Below are 18,469 nucleotides of genomic sequence, written 5' to 3'. Positions count from 1 at the left end.
GGTAAACCTCCGGCAATTTCAGACATATCTTTTACCCCTCGATGACGCAATCTGATTCAGGTAGAAATCCCACTTCCGGAGATCTCCTGATCTTCCAGAAGGCACGGCAGCATATACACAGGCAGATATTTGATTCCGTCTTTATCTCCCACGTCTTTCTGGGAAATAACATAAACCTCTTTACAATGCTGCCGGTACTGCTTTTTAAATGCAGATAGGGATTCATGCTTCCCGATTCCCGATGATTTGACTTCTATACCAGTTACCCTTGATCCTTGTGAGATAAGAAAATCCACCTCATAATAATGGGTGCTGCCTTTTTTCTCCCAAGTATGATAATACGGCACACGGCCTGCTGCCACAATGATCTGGGCAACCGCATTCTCATAGAAATATCCGAGATTTGCCGGCAGGTGGTCCGACAGCAATTTCGAGTAAATTTCGTTTTCCACCGCCAGGCGGTCCATGAACATCAGTGTGAAAAACAGTCCGGTGTCTCCGATATAAAGCTTGTAACTATCCAGATCCTCTGTCAGCAGAAGACTGACTCCTGGGTCGGTCACATGATAACAGATGTTGACCGTCTTTGAATCCAATAGTTCGCAGAGCAGTTCATCGGCTTTTTTCGAGCGGCGCTTCTCCTTTACCGCCCGGTTCACACGGTACTGTCTGAAATCCCTGGATAATTGTGCCGGAATTGCATGATACATCGCGGAAACCCTTCCCGACGGATCAAGCTTTCGAAAATCATCTTCATAAAGCCGGATGATATTTCGTTTGACGATATCGATCTGCGAGAAATTTTTTCCGTCAAGGTAAGCCTCAACTGCCTGCGGCATACCGCCGACTGCCATATAGAGCCGAAAAGTGCGCATGAGTTCTATATTGATCTTCTGGCCAACGGCTGCCCCTGTTTTGTACAGCCGCCGGATCAGATGATAGCCGCCCTTTCCTGTTGCGAGAAGGAACTCCTCATAATCCATGGGATAAACGGTGATCTTCATCTCCTCGGATGGGATCAGGATGTTCTGAACATTTTTCCTGATCGAGATCAACGAGCCGATCTCAATATAATGATACCGCCCATCTTTGACCAGAAATTTAATTGCCTGCCTGGCTCTGGGAAATAACTGTACCTCATCAAAAATGATCACGGACTCATGTTCATACAGGGTGATTCCTGTGACAGCCTGCAGCCTGAGAAAAAAAAGATCTATGTTCCCGATACTGTCGAAACAGCCCCGAATATCGTCGGAAACCGTTGCAAAGTCAATCAGGATGTACGAGCGATATTCCTTCCTGGCAAAATGCTCTGCAATTGTGGATTTTCCGACCCGCCTTGCTCCCTCCAGCAGAACGGCATATTGATCCGCATATTCCTTCTTCCATCGCACGAGTTCGTCATACGCTTTCCGCCTAAAAAATACACCCATCGATGTCCCCCTCTTATGCCGCTTGCGTATTCTTGTGTGAACGCCCCTTAAAAAAATGATACAGGCACGAAAAATACCCTTCTCCACTTATTGATCATGCCATGTGCTTTTGCTGTTTCGCAGCTTCCACAATATGTATTATATGGAATTCTCGTAATTAGTGAAGTCTCACACGACTAAAGTCGCGTGCTTCCATACCACCTTCCGGCAGTAATGGACTCGCTGACCACAGATACAGTTAAGATACCGATACCCTATGCCGCAGCATGGAGTTCTGCGTCTAAACGAATGAGTGTGGACAGTGTGCAGGTACTTCTCTTTGCACATCCGGGAACTTTTGCCTGGATGCGCTGCCCTTCCGTTACCGGAAGGGACTTTAAGATCTCACGCACAAAATATCGTGACCCGATATTGTAGCTGGCATTGAGATCGCAGTTGTATACCTTGCCTGTCTGAAACTCACACAGGCTGTAATTCCCATTTGTCTTGGAAGACTCCCTGCCGCGCAGGATCCTGCCGGAGCCGTCAAACGCAAGACGTGAGGTCCCCCAGGCATTGATCCTGCTGATCCGCATGGAAAGGGCGTGCGCCTTGTCGCTGACAACCGCCTGTACACGTCTTGCCTTCCATAAGTGCAGGCGCTGACGTTTTGAGCCGCGTTTCCTGCCGCTAAGGTCGAGGTGTTCGAAGACAATCGTGTCAGCGCTGTACAGGACAGCGGTATCAAGAATAAACTGCGCTGTCTTTACGGCAATATCATCATTCACACCATCAGCAAGCTTCCATAAGCGGCGCACGCTTCTCGAGCCATGCCGCTGCGCGTATTTTATGTGCGATACCTTGCGGGTAAGAGAGTCGTACTCTCTTGGAAGGCGGAGAAATCGTCTTCCAAGGATCGTGCCATCCGGCCGCATGACCGAACATACACAGCAGCTGTTCATGCCAAGATCGACCGCCACTATGGTCTGATTGAAAATCTCTGTATTGTGCAGCTTACCTTCCTGCTGAAATGGAAAATCCAGATACCAGCACTTGCCACGTTTCTGAAGCGTAGGTACACATTCCTTTCGAAACTGGCAGTGGCGCAGGATATAATCCACATCCGTTTTGCGGAGGCGGACTGTGATCCAATCCCATGTGTTGCGGACAAAAGCTTTGATCCGTGCGGTGTAATGATCCACGCGGACATAGCAGTTGCCTCTGTACAGGGCAGGGCACACAAAGCCTGCCTTCGGGAAACCGGGTCTTGCGCCCCTGGTACGGGGATCGGAAGATTCCCAGTTTGCAAGGTTTGATCTGTAGGAAGACACCTTTCCAAAGGCTTCCGCAATTCCCGCTCTTCGTAAGTAGCTGGGAAACTTGTAGAACCCGGTGCCAAAGTCGTATTTCACAGCAGGGCGCTTCTTCGTCGCAACAGACAATGCTTCCGCTGTATTAACCGCCGCTTTCTGCGTTGTGATCGTGCAAAAGGCAGCATCCCACTCACCGTTAATGACGGAAATGTAAAAATCCACAGCTTTCCTGTAGAGATCAACCGTATCTTTCAGGGCACGGGATATGCCGTTCTTATTTAGTTTCACGGAATACGTGGCAGTCAGCTTCATGATTTCGCTTTCTGAGAATGAATATAGTGCTCAACCATTTCCCTTGTTCGGTCACTTACCGTGACAATACAATAGGATGGATTCCATAAGTGCCCGCCCCAAAGGCTGGATTTCAGTTCCGGATGATGAATAAACATCCATCTTGCTGTATTGCCCTTCAGGATTTTGATCATATTCGACGGGCAGAATTGCGGCTTACAGGATATGAGCAGATGTACATGGTCCGGCATGACTTCCATAGCCTGAATACTGAAATCGTAATCTGCCGCAATCTGCATCAGATACGCTTTCAGGTCATCGTCGATGCCGTGCCGAAGGACAGCTTTACGATATTTTGTACACCATACAATGTGATACTGAATGCTGTACACATATCCACGACCATATGTAAGATCATTTTTTCTTGTATCATAAACACTTTTATCCATGTAATTATTATAGCATATGCAGTGGTAATTGGCACCTGCATGATCTAAAAAGTTTCTAAATTCTTCTACCGGCTAACTCATGACTGAAGTCACGAGAATGTGCCGGTAAATTTTCAAGATTTCCTCAACGCATATTCAACATTCCTTCAAAATCATATCTTCATAAATATGATATTTCTTCAAAATTTAATTTTCCAATTATGTACATTTCTTCCATATTTCATTATTGTATTTCCGCACTTTTTGGTTTCTGTGTCAATCTATTTTTAAGATTTTTCAAAAAATATGGGTTAGACCCCTTATGTAATCTAACCCTTTGAGCTTAACGAACTGACATTGGGGGGCTGAACAGTTACAAGATTTTTTCTTCGCATTTTTGCAGTTTCTTCAAGATTAACCAAAAGAGCTTCACTCCTTCCGCGCCCTCGCGAACGCCTGCTGGAAGTCAGCCACAAGATCTTCCCCATCCTCAATCCCGGGGGAGACACGGATCAGGTTATCCAGGATCCCCAGCTTCTGCCGCTGTTCTTCCGGAACACCTCGTTGGGATGTTGAGGCAGAGTGGCCGATCAGGGATTCCACGCCGCCTAAGCTCGCGCCGTCCGTGAAGATCTGGAGAGAATCCAGGAATGTGCCGACATCGTAACGCTGATTCAAGAGGAAGGAAAACATCGCCCCGCCATTTCTGGCCTGCTTCCGCTGAATCGCGTAGCCCGGATCTGCCGGCAGCCCGGGATAATGCACGAGATCAACCGCGTCATTCTCCTCAAGGAACCTGACGAGCTTCACCGCATTCTCTACCTGGCGGTCAAGGCGGACAGAAAGGGTCTTGATACTGCGCACCAGAAGATAAGAATCAAACGGCGGCAGGATTCCCCCGGCAAGGTGCTGGGCAGAGGAGATCTTCTGCGCAAGATCCTCCCGGTTTGTCACCGCGAAACCGGCGATCAGGTCACTGTGCCCTCCAAGGTATTTTGTCGCACTCTCAACCACAATGTCGATGCCGAAGTCGAGCGGCTTCTGGATGTACGGGGAGGAAAATGTGTTGTCCACGATCGTAACCAGCCCGTATTTCTTCGCAGTATCTACGATTTCTTCCATATCGAGCACAGCAAGGGTCGGATTGGAGGGCGTCTCAAAATAAATCCCCTTTACCTCCGTGGTGACCGCTGCCTTCACCGCTTCCAGAACTTTCTTCTGATAATCCCCGGAGATTCCGGTGTCCTCAACAATAATCTCCCTGCCATGAATGCCGAAATTTTCGTAGACCGCCCTGAACAGGCCGTCGGTGCCGCCATAAACATTACCCAGGACAAGAACCGTATCTCCGCTGGAAAATACATGAAGTGCCGCATCGATAGCCGCCATGCCGGAAGAAAAGCCAAAACCGTACGCAGCGTTCTCGAGATCCGCAACCAGCGTCTCCGCTGCCTCCCTCGTGGGGTTCTGCCCCCTGGCATAGCCATAGCCGCTGTGATCCGAGAAGCTCTTCTGCCGGAATGTCGATGTCGTATAAATCGGGGTGATCACCTCGCGCGCTTCGGAGACAAATGGCTTTCCCCCGTGAATCAGCCTGGTGTTGAACCTTTTTCCGAATGTCTGCGGCTGCTGTTTCCTGAAATTTTCCTGCTCCCTGTTCATGATTTTCCTCCTCGTATCATTTGTCGATCAGCGATTTTCCGTCTATAAATTCTGCCTGTACCCGGTACACATCAGCCATGCCCTGCGCTTCCCGGAAAAGTTCGTCCCGGAGATGCAGAAGAATCCTGTCCGCGGCCTGCCCGTCGTCCGCGGATGCGGTAATGGCCACCTTGGCCTCCGCAGTCTCCGGAATAACGTTACTCTTTGTTCCTGAACTGGCGCTGAGAAAATAAATCCTCCCCCTCTCGCCCGCTTCGAGTATCCGACGGGAGATGCCTTCGGCCACAGGTACGAGGGCGCATAGGGCAGATAGCGGATTCCCGGCAAAATGCGGCATGGAAGCATGTCCTCCAGGGCCATGAAAACAAAGAGTAATTATTTTTTCCGATTTCATGATTCTCCTCTCTTCCGGTATGCCCCCCGAGCCAAGTACTCGAGGGCAAACCCAGCCTCATAGCAGATACCGCTCCTGATTGCCCGGTCATCAAAACGAACCCGGCTGTTGTGAAGGGAAAAGCAGGGGAAATCGCCCGCGCCGCCCAGGAGGGCAAATACCTGGTTGTCCGTAATTTCGCGGTATCTCCGGAAATCTTCACCGAACATCACCGGCTGCCCGAACCGCACATGGTCTTTTCCGAGAACATCCCGGATGACCTCTGCGGCGAGGTCGGTGCAGGCTCGGTCATTGACCACCGTCCCGCTGATGGTTTTCCAGGCTGATTCCGTTGGGAGCCCGAAAATGGATTCAGCCGCCTTTGTGATCCGAAGGACAGCTTCCCTGATCACACTCCTGTCACGCTCATCGGTAAGCCGCCCATCAAAGGTGGCTGAAATTGCCCCATCATCCCCGGTTTCCAGCAAAGTCGGGGTAAATACCGCATTTCCCCGGAGGCGGTCTGCGGGAAATTCCGAACCTATTGTATTCACAAGAAATGCCATTTCCCGAACCGCAGCACCTGTATTGGCGGACGCCTTCCCCGGGATCTCCGCGCATGGATTGCCGTCTGCCCTCACGCGGATCTCCGCGCAGTATCCGGAAGATGTCCTGCTCCCGTAACCGACGGTGAAGAAACACAAAAAAGGCAGATGAGATTTTCCTCACCTGCCGAAAGAGTTCTGTGATTTGCGGCTTCTGGGCTGCAGATTCTATGTTGCCCAGCTTGCAAAAGCATGTCAATGGATACGATCTCCTCGAACGGATCCATCTCTCTATGCTCTTTCCCTACCGGGACATCGCCCCAAGACCCCGCCGAACTTCCAGGTGAGTATTTTCCTCTGACAGGAACAGTTCTTTCTACAGCAGCATGCCATTCCGGCAATACACATCCAACACATCATCTGTTCCTCCTGAAAGTTTTTGTACCATGCAGCGCATACGGTATCTGAACCGTTACTGATTTCCCCTCAGCCTCCGCTTCTCCGGAACTTGTGCTCCGGATCAGCGGAGAGATGCTCCCGCCCCGCCGGCTCCGACCATACCGCCTCATCCGGCCCCGCGGGAAGGATGCTGTCGGGATTGGTCGCCAGGCAGCAGAGATGGTAATGCTTCTTGATCCCGTCGAAATCCGTGTTGTCGGCGAAGGCCGGCTCGGCGAAGAGATCCCGGGCATATCCCCAGAGATTCGGGTAATCCCTGAGCATCCGGTAATTGACCCGGAAACCGTTGAAGTAGGCGAGGTCAAACCGGGCCAGCGTCACGTACAGGCGGACATCCGCCTCGGTGATATAATCGCCGAAAAGGAACCGCTGCCGGGACAGCCTCTCCTCCAGTCGGTCGAAGGCGGCAAAGACATCGCGGCAGGCCGCGGTGTACGCCTCCTGGCTCTGGGAAAATCCTGCCCGGTAGACCCCGTTGTTCACGTTGTGGAAGACATAGTCGTCCAGCTCGTCAATCTCTTTCCTGAGCTCCGCCGGATAGAGCTCCGGCGCGCCCTCGCGCTGGAATTTCTTCCACTCTGTCTCAAAATACAGGGTCAGGTGGAAATAGTCGTTATTGACCACTTTCCCGGTCGTGAGATCAACCACGGCAGGCACCGTCGGCCGCCCGGTATAGCTCCGGTCGGAATGGTAGTAAACCTCGGAAAGCAGGTGCACGTGGAGAACCGGGTCAATCCCGCCGGGATCGAGGGTAAATGCCCAGTCGCTCCAGGGGACATCCGGGCGGATCGGATCCGCCTTACCGACACTCAGGATCGGCATCCCGGTCTCCGGGTCTGTCCGGTCGAGGCCGAGAAGCTCGCGGACAATCATCGAGCGCGTTGCCCAGGGGCAGACCGGCGCCCAGATCAGGCGGTAGCGCCCCGCCTCCACCGGGAGAAGGCCTTTCTTTTCCGCATCCGGGTTTGCGGAAAATGGCGTGGTGAAACGGTTTCCCTGCCGCTCAAAACTTCCGTTTTTCCCGACCTCCGAAGTGATCACATGATCAACGACTGCCATACTTACACCTCCAGCGGGCCGAATTTCTCCGCCCGGTTATTCGGCTCCGTCCAGACCGACTCATCCGGCCCGTACGGGACAATGCGCCAGGGATTCGGCGCGGAATCTCCGAGGAAATATCCCCTCTTGATTGCCTCGAAATCCGTGGCTTCCCGGAATGCCGGGATCGAATAGAGCTCCTTCGCATAGTTCCAGAGATTGTCATAATCCCGAAGCCGCTGCTTATTGAGCCGGAACGCGAAATAGTACGCCGCGTCCAGCCGGGATAAGGTGACGTAGAGGCGGACATCCGCGTCAGTCAGGCGGTTCCCGAGAAGGAAACGGTGTCTGCCGAGATAATTTTCCAGCGCGTCCAGGCGTTTAAAGAAGATATCATAGCTGTGCTCATACTCCGCCTGTGTCGCCGCGTACCCGGCAAGGTACACGCGGTTCGTCACATCGTTAAAGAGAATCCGGTTCAGGCGGTCAATCTGCGTGCGGAGGCCGGCGGGATAGAGATCCGGCGCTCCGGGCCTCCAGAAGGGCTTCCAGACCGTCTCAAAGTAATTCGGGAGATGGTGGTAGTCGTTATTGATGACCCGCCCCTCACGGACATCCACGAGGACCGGAACCGTGTCGTTCCACCCTTCGCCCGGCGCGGTCTTCTCATAGATCTCGTGCAGAGAGGAAATGCCGAGCACCGGATCTTTTCCCCCGGGATCCAGGGTGAACTTCCAGCCGTCCGCTGTCTTCACCGGATCCGCCGTCCCGACACTGATGACGTCCCCGCCGATCCCCAGGAGGTTCAGCACGATTTTCAGCCTTGTCGCCCAGGGGCAGAGCGGTGTCCAGATCAGGCGGTAGCGCCCGGCTTCCACCGGAAGCTCCTGCTCTTCCACGGAGGAATCCGGAAGGCCGATCGGGATCGTGGCGCCGATGACTTCCCTTCCGCCGGCAAATGGCGTGTTGAACCAGGTATCCCCGGGGATCGCCCGCTCGCTGTCATGATAGCCGCCCACGCGGTTTCCGTGGCTCCAATCCTGCCCGTCATGCGCTTCCGGGACATGGGAATGTCCCTTCGCGTGCGTCTTCGGCGCAAAGCCGCAGGCGGACATCTCTTTCTCCTTCGGCACAAATGCACAAGCCGAAGTTTCTTTCTCTTTCGGCACAAAGCCGCAGGCAGAAGTCTCAGTTTTCTTCGTCATACAGGTCTCCGTTCAGATAGTGATCCCCGCCGTCCGGGACGATCACGACAATCGTTTTCCCCTGATTCTCCGGCCGTCTGGCCACCTCAGCCGCCGCCCAGAGCGCGGCGCCCGCGCTGATGCCGATCGTAAAGCCCTCCAGGCGCGGCACCTTCCGTGCAGTCGCGTATGCGTCCTCATCGGTGACATCGATCCCCTCGTGATCCGGGAATCTCGGTACTCATGCTCAGATATTGTATTCCGCAGCCTCCAGCATATTGATGTGAATGAGGAATTGGCGGAGCCGGTCGCTCGCTGGATGCTCGAAGATCTCCCTCGGCGTCCCGCAGGCAACGACCTTGCCTTTCTCCAGGAAAATGACCTTGTTCGCGACGCTCTTGACAAATGGCATCTCGTGGGTGACAAGGAGGATCGTATTGCCCTCATCCGCCGCCTTGCGGATCGTCACATTGACCTCCTGTACCAGCTCCGGGTCAAGTGCCGATGTCGGCTCGTCCATGAGCAGGAGCTGCGGCTTCATCGCCAGCGCTCTCGCGATCGCGACGCGCTGCTGCTGGCCGCCGGAGAGGTGGCGCGGATAGTGGTAGATCCGGTCCTGCATCCCGACGTTTTCCAGCGCGGCGAGCGCTGCCGTCCTCGCCTCCCCGCGGCTCATCTTTTTTACAACCCGGAGGCCTTCCATGACATTTTCCAGCGCGGTCTTCTGCCGGAACAAGTTGAACTGTTGGAAAACCATCTCCGTGTGCTGGCGGAGGGCGAAAATCTCCCTGGCGTTCCGCGTGGTCAGGTCATACGATTCCCCGTCAAAGCGGATCGTGCCGCTCTCCGGCTTCTCGAGAAGGTTCAGGCAGCGGAGAAGGGTGGATTTTCCGGTGCCCGAGGGGCCGATGATCGCGACAACCTCTCCCTTTTCAATGTCCAGGTCAACGCCGTCGAGGACGGTGTTATTGCCAAATTTCTTTTTCAGGTTGCGGATTTCTACGTAGCTCATCGTTCTGCCTCCCCTGCGCCGGTCGCGCCCTCCGTCTTCACTGCCGCCCTGGCCAATGCGGCTGCCCGCTTTCCGCGGATGATTTTTCCCTCTGCATCCCTCTCCGGCACCTCAGCAGGCACCTCGAAAGATTTCTCAAGCCGGGAGATCAGCTTCTCCAGGAAGAATGTGATGACCCAGTAGATCATGGCCAAGGAACAGTACACCTCAAAGTAGCGGTAATTTCGTCCGGCGATGATCTTGCCGGCGGCGGTCATCTCCACTACGGAGCAGGTAAATGCGAGCGATGTGCCCTTGATCAGGCCGATCAGGGAATTGCCCAGCGGAAGAAGGGCGACCGATGTGGCTTCCGGGATGGTGACCCGGGTGAGCACCTGGAGATTGTTCATGCCCAGGGAGCGGGCGGCTTCGATCTGGCCCCGGTCAACCGACTGCAGGGCGGAGCGGATAGTCTCCGAATCGAAGGCGGACTGGTTAAGCCCAAGGGCAACCATCGCGAAGACAATTCCCGGGATGGCGTTGATATTGTAATCCGTGCCCCGAGAGTAATTGATATACTGGAGGGCGATCGGGATACCGAAATACGCGATATACAGCTGGACAATGACCGGCGTCCCACGGATCAGGGAGACGAAGGCGGCGGAAAGCTGCCAGAGGCCCGGGATCTTCCGCATGCGGATGACGGCGATCAGAAGGCCGAGAAGCAGGCCGATCACCGCGGCAACCAGCGTCAGGATGAGAGTGGTCGGAAGATAGCGGACGATGTCCGGGATTTCCGTAAAGACAAGTTTCCAGTCAAAAAGTTTCGCCATTTTGCTCCTCCGGAAGATCAAGTTTTTTGCAGGTTTATCTTCTGCGATTTTGGGGTTCTTGTTAATACTTAGTATTCAGATATGTTTTATCTGTTGTTATAGATACTACTCGTTACGCCCGGAAAAAGCAAGCACTTTTTGTTCCCGGTCAATCCAGCTGCTTCCCGTGCTCCGGCGGAACCGCATAATCCTCGGATTCATCCCGCTCATAGCGGTATCCCTCCGGAAGAAGGAAGCCCTCTTTCTGCTCAAATTCACTGAACGATCCCCCCGCATGGATGACGAAGCCGGTCTTCATTCTCCGGAAACCGAGCGTCTCATAGAACTTGACCGTCTGCGGATGGGTGTAGAGGATTGTCTCGCATCCCTGAACCTCATCGAGAAGACGGCTGATGACGCCCCGTCCGAGGCCATACCCCTGATAATCCGGGTCTACAGCGATATTGTAGATCGCCGCCTGCTCAAGCCCGTCGGAGAGAACTCTCCCGCAGGCGATCAATTTGCTTCCGTCATAGGCATAGACCACGCCGTAGCTGTTCCCGAAGACCTTTTTCACCGACGCCGCAGAGCGCAGGTGGCCGTCCCGGTGTTCCCTGCCGGAACCTGCCGCATCGGCATTTTCCAGCCCTGCCGCGATCTTCCCGGTGCCCGGCTTTTCCGCGGCCTTCCCCTCAGCCCTGAGCCTTTCCGCGGCCTTCTCGGCCCTGCGTTTTTCCTCGGCATAGCCCGGCCTGTTGACCGGCTCATTCGTCTTCGCAAATGCCCGGTTGAGCAGGTCTGCCAGATCCTGCCAGTTCACCTGCTCACTCGTCTCCTTCCAGATAATCTCTTTCATCGGATAAACCTCCTTATGCTGTCCAATCCGCCAGATCAGCAAATCTCATCACGCACACCTGTTCGTGTCCTGCATAACCGAATTCCGCCGGAATGGTCATCCATCCCGGCGGAATTTCCCTGCGGCATCAGTTTCCGGAGGTCAGTGCCGAGAGATCCGGGGTGTAATCCTTGCCGTCAAAATATTTTTCATTGATTTCCTTGGAGGTGCCGTCCTCGATCACCTCACGGAGTGCGGAATTGATATCCTTGAGCAGCTGATCACTTCCCTTGCTCAAGAGATAATAGCTGTACATCCCGTCGGTTGTACCGAAGCCGGCAAGATTCTTGACCTGCAGGTCATAGCCGAACTCCGGCTCGTAATAACCATAGTACATCGGCGCGTCGATGGTGAGAAAATCATACTTGCCGTCCTGGACGTCCTTCAGCTGCACGGAGAGATCTTCCTCCGTATAGTTGATGTTGATCTTCTTGTCCGGATTGGCATCATTGTAATTCTCCACGTTGGTCGTCTGGAAAATACCGGACTGGCCGACAAAATTGAGGCCCGCAAGATCCGAATAATCGATGGTGTCGCTGTCCCCGAGCTGGACGTTCTTGCCGGCGACGACGATCAGCTGGTTCGCGAACATCGGGTCAGAGAAGAGGTACTTTTCCTTGCGCTCCTCGTTCATGGAGAAGTTATTTACCCCGAGCTGGTAGCGGTTGGAATCGAGCCCGGCGAAGATCGACGGGAAATCGGTAACCTCCCAGCGCAGGTCGTACTGCGGAAGCTTTGCAAAGATCGCGTTCGTCAGGTCTATATTCATGCCGGTCAGCTGGTTGCTCTCATCATAGTAGGTAAATGGCCTCGGGCTCGCGGCGGTCACCGCCGTGATGGTCGTCTTCTCCCCGGAAGCGCTGCTGTCCGCGCCGGCTGCCGCGCTGCCCTGCCCCTGCGTTCCCGCTGCTGCCGTTTTATTGGCCGCGCCGCTTCCGCCGCACGCCGCGAGAAGTCCCGCTGCGGTAACTGCTGCCACCAGTGCTGCTGTCTGTCTTGTCCATCTCTTTTTCATCAGTTTTCTCCTCGTCTCTCATCCGTTTATCTCTCCCAGACACTCCGATTGCGCGTCCGGGACACAAAAATCATCGTCCTGATTGTCCGGCTTCCGGTGAGCCGGCAATGATCGGTCACCGGTTGAACCGGCGATTGTCCGTCAAAAGGAATTCATGGGTCGGATCGCTGCTCAGGTACGCGCGCTCCGTCTCGGTCTTCCACAGCTCGTCAAGATCCGCCTTCGGAAGCACGACATCATAGAAGGTATTCGGGCTGTAATTTGCCCCCTCGGCATTCGGATCGACATTCGCGATGATCTTTTTCCAGTCTGTGCTGTGCCAGAATGCCGGAATCTGGTAGAGATCCCTCGCATAGCCCCAGAGATTCGGGTAATCCACCAGGCGGTGCTTCGTCGCGCCCATCTGGCGGGAATAGCCGGCGTCAAAGCGGACGAGGGAGGTAAAGAGCTCCACATCGGCCGTGGATACATAATCCCCGAGCAGGAATCTCCTCGCGGAGAGACGCTCCTCGAGCTGGTCGAAGGTGGCGTAGAGGACACTGTAGGCCTCGTCAAAGTCCGCAAGCTTCACACTCGTGAGCAGGGTTGTCAGGGTGTCGGTGACGCTGTCCCTGACATATTTCTCCGCCTCCGCAAGGCGCGCCTCCGCGTCAGTCTTTTCCTCCGCCGTCCGGATCCCCGAAAGAAGGGAGAGATCCGGTTTTTCGGGAACCCTCGCGATTTCCCGGAGAATCGCTTCTTTCTGTGCCTGACGGCCATCGGCAAAGGCCGGGAAATCCTCCGGCGACTTCACCGCCGGTGTCCCGGGGACAAGCGAGCTTGTCGATGGAATCGCGTGAATCCGCGCATAAGCCGCGGCATCTTTCTCCCAGGCTTCCTGCTCCCCGGCTGTCCGCGAAAAGCCGGCGAAGCCATTTTCCGTCCTCGCCGCGCCGCCGTCGGTCTCCGCCAGGAACTTGTGCGCCGGATCCTTCGAGAGCTTCGCCCGGTCGGATGGCTGGTTCCAGAGGGCGTCGAAATCGATCTGCTTGAGGAAGCGGTAGTTGTAGGACGCGCGGTAGGCCCCGCGGTCATTGACCTCCGGGTTGGCAAAATCCGCAAAATAGGTATTGTTCCGAAATGCCGGAATCTGCCACAGCTCACGGGCATAGCCCCAGAGGTTCGGGTAATCCACCAGGCGGTGCTGCGTCTCGCCGAGCTGGAAAGTGTACCGGATGTCCAGCCTTGCGAGGGTCACAAAGAGGCGGACATCAGAATCTGTCACATAATCGCCGAACAGGAACCGGTTTTTCGCGAGACGCTTTTCCAGGACATCCATCGCCGCGTAGAATGTCCGGTAGCCCTGCGCATAGCCTTCCTTGCTCTGGCCGAACCAGCAGCGATAGACGGCGTTGTTGATATTATCGAAAAGCCAGAGGTTCTCGCGGTCAATCTCGTCCCGGAGCGCTTCCGGATAGAGATCCGGCGCGCCCTTTTTGTGAAACGGGCGGAAGGACACTTCAAAATAGTTGGTCAGCCAGTTATAATCGTTGCTGACCACCTTGCCGGTCGTCACGTCGATCAGCGCCGGGACGGTCGTCCGCCCGCCGTAATCCTCCTCTGCCCGGTAGTATGCTTCCGAGAGGAACTGGTCGCCGAGAAGCGGATCCGTGTTGTTCTCGCTGTAGACATATTCCCACCCGAGATTCTTCTGGTGCCCCTCGCCGTGTCCTGCCAGGTTCACGGAAATCACATCGTCAAGCCCCTCGAGCTCCCGCACGATGGCGGCGCGGTTGCTCCAGTGGCAGCCTTTCGCCCAGACCAGGCGGTAGCGCCACGGTTCCACGGGAAGCTCCGGAAGCTTGCCCTGGGTCTTCCTTCCGTAGAGGTCGACACCGGCGATCTCGCCGACTGCCCCGGAGACACCGGGAAATGTCCTGGTGTACTGATTCCCCTGCCTGCGGAAATAACCGTTCTCATCGATCTCTGTCCCGCTCTCCTTCGGGCGGACGCGGATCTTTCTTCCGTTCACGATCTCATAATCATAGGGGTCTGCCGCCTGAAGGCGTACCTCGTCCGATCCGTTCTTCTCTATCCTCATCTTCTGCCTCGATTCTGTGCTCTGGACTATAGGTTCTGTACGTTCTTCCGGATCAACATCGGCGGCCTTTCGCGATCATGAGCACCCCTCCTATATATCATACTTAACTGATAGGTATTCTGTGTTTATGGTCGTAATTTACCGCAGATTCCGCGGTATGTCAAGAAGATTTTTTTAGACCGCACCGGTCCTTGTACTGCCTGAGACCCACGTGCCGGGAAGATGCCGGGCTCAGTCAGAAACAGCGGGCGGAAAACGAATCTCTCCGTTTTCCGCCCGCTGTTTTTGTTGCGCCTTGCTGAATTTTGTGTGCCCGGCGGAAAATTCCCTTTTTCGGGGAATCCCGCCACGCTTACGATACCGGCGCGTTCATCACAAGGTCAATCTTCTCATCGCCGTAGATCTTCCGGAGCTCCCGCTCCGCGGCGGGGCCGCCGATCCGCCGCATATCGCTGATCAGCTGCTCGTCCGCCGAAATTGTCCGAAGCCCCGCATTTTCCAGGATCCGCTGGCTGCGCACGATCTCCGCGCTGTAGACCTCCTCGGAAAAATCGCCGAGTTCCCGCGCGGCCCGGTCGAGAATCCCCTGCTGCTCGGGGGTAAGGCTCCGGTAGAAATTGCTGCTGACACAGAGCATGTCCTGATAGACCATGTGCTTCGTCTCAATGACGTAGCGCTGCTGGTTATAGATCTGCGTGCTGACAATCACCGGCAGGGTGTTCGCCTGCGCGGTGACCAGGTGCTGCTGCAGGGCAGAGTAGAGCTGATGGACATCGTAGACGGCTGTCGGGACGCCGAGTGCCCCCCAGTAGGCCGTCTCCCCGCTTTGCTCCGCGTAACAGCGCATTTTGAGCTTTCGGAGATCTTCCACCGTGCTGACCGGGATGTTGGCGGTCAGCACACGATACTGGAGGGGAAATGCCGCCATGATCCGGTACCCGCCATTTTCCGCCTCGGCGCTGTACGCCTCCTGCACCCGGCTGTCCGCGAGGACGGCCTTCACCTGCTCGAGGGAGAGCCCACGGATCGTGGGAAGCCAGGAGACCGCCTGCGCGATCTTCGTCCCGCTCCCGATCCAGGCGTCCACGGTGCCCTCGCGGAGCGCCTCGGGATAGTCATAGATGTAGCCCATGGAATCGTTGGCAAATACCTCGACCTTGATATTTCCCTGGGAGTATTCCTCGACGAGGTCGCGGAAGCGGTCCGCCGTCCGGTCAATAGCGCTGTTCTCCGACGAGGAGTGTACAAGATGCAGATAGACCGGCGATGCCGCCCCCGCGGAGGACGCCCCGCCGGCGGCGCCTGTCTTCCCGCCGGGATCCACTTCCCCGCTGCTTTCCGTCTGTTCAAGCACCGTGAAGATATTCTCTGTCCTGCCGACGCTGCCGCAGCCGGCGAGTACCACGGCAGCTCCCGCTAAGAGGAGAAGGAATTTTTTTGGTAAATTCATCATCTTCCCTCACCCCCTGACTCCTTCTGCTGCTTCCGGTACTGTCCCGGCGTGATCCCCTCATAGCGGCGGAAAACCCGGCTGAAGCTCTGGGCGGAGGTGAACCCCGTCCTGAGGCCAATCTCGCTCGCCGGGAGGTCGGTCGAGGCGAGCAGAGCCTTCGCCTGGGAAAGCCTGGTCTCGGCGACATAACCGATAAATCCGGCTTTCTCAAAGCGGTTGAACAGCCGTGAGAGGTACTGCGGCGTCACGCCGATCTCCTCCGCCAGCAGTTCCAGGGAGAGCGTCGGGTCGCTGTACCGCTCACGGATCAGCGACCTCGCGGATTCTACATAGCGCAGCTGGCTTCCCTGCCCCGTCTTCCGGATGTTCTCCAGGGCTTCCCGGAAAAATGCCTCCGCCCCGAAAATTCGTGAATCCTCACGGTTGATCGGGCTCCGGTTTTCCGAGAGCTCACGGCGCTGCCTCGCCGCCTCCGCGCTGACCGGGATCCGGTATTGCACCAGGCGCTCTGTCATCCGGTCCATGAGGGACAGCAGGATCGGCGCGCCGAAGACAGGATCGGCCGTCGTGACCTGCCCGATCAGGCCGTCCATGCGCGCGTCGAGTTCCTTCACCGGGACATGATCGGAAAGCGCGGCTTCCGCGATAGCATCGAGCGCCCGGAGTGCCTCGGCCAGATCCGCCTCCGCGTCCGGGGAGAGCGCGATTTTTCCCTCCTCCTCTGCCATCCCGGCGGAATCCTCGTCCGGCTCCTCATGCGATTCCTCCGCGGCACCGCCGTAGAGACGCCGGCGGAGATCCTCGAGCGCCGCGCGCCCTACGGCCGGGAGTGCCGCGATGCCCTCCGCCGTGCCGCTCACGCCGGCCGCAAAGCGGAAACGGTATTTTCCCGCGAGTTCCTGCACCTTTTGAAGATACGCGAGGATGTCGGCCTCCGGAACCACAACGCCGGAGGGAACCTGCGGGAAGCCGCCCGCCGGATTCCGGCTCAGGATGACCGGAGCCACCTGGCCGCTGGGACTTACGGAGAAGCTCAGGGCTTTCCCGTCAAAAAATCCTGCCGTGAGCTCCGCGCACTCCTCGCGGAACATGTGCTCTGTGACCTGGGAATCCCCGCCGCCCACCGGCTGCGCATGCCAGAGCGCAATGACCTGGTACATGCCGTCAGCGCGAAACGGGCTCTCCAGATGCCCGAGCTGTTCGCGGATCCAGTCAAGGTCGGCCTCCGGGACGATGTCCGAATTGAGCAGCTCCCGGAAAAGCCCCGACTGGACAGACTCCCTCGCGGTGAGCAGCATTTTCCGGAGCTTCTCCTGCTGCTCATGGTCGTCCTCCACCACATTCCGGATCAGCTCAATTTCATTCGCGGAGCCTGAGCGGATGCTCTCCCCGCGCAAAGGGCGGCTGCCCAGGATGTCGGAGAGGACCGCGCCGAAGGGGCGGAAAACTGTCCGCAGGAGAAATAGCGCCGCCGCGGCAGTGATCAACAGCGTGAGCAGGAGGATGGCCACGATTCCCGGCGTCTGCCCGAGCGGGTTAAGGCGCGGCATGTCCATAAACCGCAGGAACATGAGGCCGTACTTATCCCCGGTGAGCACCTGGATACAGGAGCCGCCCGCGGCCTCAAAGATCCGCCTGTCCTCCGCCGGCGTACCGCTTCCTGCCGTTCCGGAGCTGCCCAGGGCATGACGTTCTCCGTCGGAAGACATTTCCGCGCGCACATCCAGCTCCTTCTCCTTCGGATAAGGAAGCACCGCGGCGAAAACCGGCGTCCCCGATGCGTAGACGTAAATCCGCGAGTAATTCTCCTGCCAGCCCACCTCCGAAAAAGCCGCCTGGTACAGCGGCCTCTTCTCCAGGCGGAGGACCAGGATGCCCAGCGGCTTGTGCTCCGGGAAGCGCTCGATCAGGAAAATCCCGTCGTCCCGGACGACCAGGGAATCGGCCTCATTTTTCAGCACCGTCAGATACCGGCTCTCATCCGCAGACACAATGCGCTGGTCGGACATGAGGACACGTCCCGCCCGCGGCAGGTAGAGCATCGCCTCATAGGCATAGCTGTCCCCCGTCACCGCGCTGGAGAGCGCAAGCAGCATCGGGATCGTATTTTCCTCGGTCAGATGATTTCCCGCGGTGAGGATCGTCTTCGCCTCCGAGCGCTGGAAAATTCCGCGCATCCGGTTTCTTTCCTGGGAAATGATGCTGTCCAGGGAACTTCTGGAGCGGCTCATCGCCTCAAAGCCGCTCTCGTTCATCTGGTAAAAATATTTTTTCCGGAACTCACGGTTCAGCACTGCGGTATAGAGGCTGACCACCAGGGCCGTCACGGCGAGCAGGACGGCAAGAGTCCGGAAAAACATGGTGTAAAATCGAATGGGAATATGTTTTGCTTTCATGTGTGAAATTATACAGCAAAGCGCAAAATTATTCCACATATTTATACAAAATGGCTTTAGTATAAATTTACAGAGAACGCCGACAAGAACCATGCTGACCAGAATGCCGGACATCACATTTT

General features: G+C 56.1%; 16 protein-coding genes and 1 pseudogene. All 17 read right to left on the bottom strand.

Translation table 11 applies throughout. The features are described 5' to 3' along the window. Positions 1 to 56: 56 nt before the first annotated feature. Entirely contained in the window at positions 57 to 854 is a 798-nt protein-coding gene (locus ISF27_RS13500; protein ID WP_328701508.1) for a DUF4143 domain-containing protein, read from the bottom strand. A 120-nt stretch (positions 855 to 974) separates the two neighbouring features. After that, positions 975 to 1,433 (bottom strand): annotated as a pseudogene (locus ISF27_RS13495) (AAA family ATPase); the annotation flags it as partial. A gap of 254 nt (positions 1,434 to 1,687) precedes the next feature. After that, complete coding sequence (locus ISF27_RS02800) at positions 1,688 to 3,037, bottom strand: transposase (RefSeq protein ID WP_194608890.1); 1,350 nt, start codon at positions 3,035 to 3,037, stop codon at positions 1,688 to 1,690. Then, positions 3,034 to 3,465, bottom strand: a complete 432-nt coding sequence (tnpA, locus tag ISF27_RS02795; protein ID WP_194608888.1) for an IS200/IS605 family transposase — start codon at positions 3,463 to 3,465, stop codon at positions 3,034 to 3,036. Before tnpA ends, ISF27_RS02800 begins: the two co-directional genes overlap by 4 nt. A 408-nt stretch (positions 3,466 to 3,873) precedes the next feature. Beyond that, complete coding sequence (locus ISF27_RS02790; RefSeq protein ID WP_194608886.1) at positions 3,874 to 5,106, bottom strand: trans-sulfuration enzyme family protein; 1,233 nt, start codon at positions 5,104 to 5,106, stop codon at positions 3,874 to 3,876. A 16-nt stretch (positions 5,107 to 5,122) separates the two neighbouring features. Next, on the bottom strand, positions 5,123 to 5,500 hold the full coding sequence (locus ISF27_RS02785) for a peptidase dimerization domain-containing protein (RefSeq protein WP_194608884.1): 378 nt from the start codon (positions 5,498 to 5,500) through the stop codon (positions 5,123 to 5,125). Continuing rightward, positions 5,497 to 6,183 (bottom strand): M20/M25/M40 family metallo-hydrolase, encoded by a 687-nt coding sequence (locus ISF27_RS02780; protein WP_194608882.1) that lies wholly within the window; start codon positions 6,181 to 6,183, stop codon positions 5,497 to 5,499. Before ISF27_RS02780 ends, ISF27_RS02785 begins: the two co-directional genes overlap by 4 nt. A 327-nt stretch (positions 6,184 to 6,510) precedes the next feature. Further along, positions 6,511 to 7,542 carry a glutathione S-transferase C-terminal domain-containing protein gene (locus ISF27_RS02775; RefSeq protein ID WP_194608880.1) on the bottom strand — a complete coding sequence of 344 codons (1,032 nt, stop codon included), beginning with the start codon at positions 7,540 to 7,542 and terminating at the stop codon, positions 6,511 to 6,513. Between the two features lie 2 nt (positions 7,543 to 7,544). Beyond that, positions 7,545 to 8,726 (bottom strand): glutathione S-transferase C-terminal domain-containing protein, encoded by a 1,182-nt coding sequence (locus ISF27_RS02770; protein ID WP_194608878.1) that lies wholly within the window; start codon positions 8,724 to 8,726, stop codon positions 7,545 to 7,547. Continuing rightward, positions 8,710 to 8,877, bottom strand: coding sequence for a hypothetical protein (locus ISF27_RS02765; RefSeq protein WP_194608876.1), 168 nt, complete (start codon positions 8,875 to 8,877; stop codon positions 8,710 to 8,712). The genes ISF27_RS02770 and ISF27_RS02765 overlap by 17 nt, the downstream gene beginning before the upstream one ends. Before the next feature lie 75 nt (positions 8,878 to 8,952). After that, the gene (locus ISF27_RS02760; protein WP_194608874.1) at positions 8,953 to 9,717 is read right to left on the bottom strand and encodes an amino acid ABC transporter ATP-binding protein; all 765 of its coding nucleotides are present in this window, start codon (positions 9,715 to 9,717) and stop codon (positions 8,953 to 8,955) included. Then, positions 9,714 to 10,529, bottom strand: coding sequence for an amino acid ABC transporter permease (locus ISF27_RS02755; RefSeq protein ID WP_194608872.1), 816 nt, complete (start codon positions 10,527 to 10,529; stop codon positions 9,714 to 9,716). The genes ISF27_RS02760 and ISF27_RS02755 overlap by 4 nt, the downstream gene beginning before the upstream one ends. Before the next feature lie 148 nt (positions 10,530 to 10,677). Continuing rightward, on the bottom strand, positions 10,678 to 11,364 hold the full coding sequence (locus ISF27_RS02750; protein ID WP_194608869.1) for a GNAT family N-acetyltransferase: 687 nt from the start codon (positions 11,362 to 11,364) through the stop codon (positions 10,678 to 10,680). A 127-nt stretch (positions 11,365 to 11,491) separates the two neighbouring features. Then, positions 11,492 to 12,418 carry a transporter substrate-binding domain-containing protein gene (locus ISF27_RS02745; RefSeq protein WP_194608867.1) on the bottom strand — a complete coding sequence of 309 codons (927 nt, stop codon included), beginning with the start codon at positions 12,416 to 12,418 and terminating at the stop codon, positions 11,492 to 11,494. A gap of 115 nt (positions 12,419 to 12,533) precedes the next feature. After that, positions 12,534 to 14,498, bottom strand: a complete 1,965-nt coding sequence (locus tag ISF27_RS13490) for a glutathione S-transferase C-terminal domain-containing protein (protein WP_194608866.1) — start codon at positions 14,496 to 14,498, stop codon at positions 12,534 to 12,536. Between the two features lie 352 nt (positions 14,499 to 14,850). Next, positions 14,851 to 15,951: a TRAP transporter substrate-binding protein gene (locus ISF27_RS02735; RefSeq protein WP_194608864.1), complete on the bottom strand. Its 1,101-nt coding sequence runs from the start codon at positions 15,949 to 15,951 to the stop codon at positions 14,851 to 14,853. Continuing rightward, the gene (locus tag ISF27_RS02730) at positions 15,948 to 18,347 is read right to left on the bottom strand and encodes a helix-turn-helix transcriptional regulator (RefSeq protein ID WP_194608862.1); all 2,400 of its coding nucleotides are present in this window, start codon (positions 18,345 to 18,347) and stop codon (positions 15,948 to 15,950) included. The genes ISF27_RS02735 and ISF27_RS02730 overlap by 4 nt, the downstream gene beginning before the upstream one ends. Positions 18,348 to 18,469: the final 122 nt, after the last annotated feature.

Source organism: Clostridium vitabionis (genome assembly GCF_015351765.1).
Taxonomy (GTDB): domain Bacteria; phylum Bacillota; class Clostridia; order Lachnospirales; family Lachnospiraceae; genus Clostridium_R; species Clostridium_R vitabionis.
Note: the sequence above shows the minus strand (reverse complement) of the source record. Positions and strands in the feature narration are given on the sequence as shown.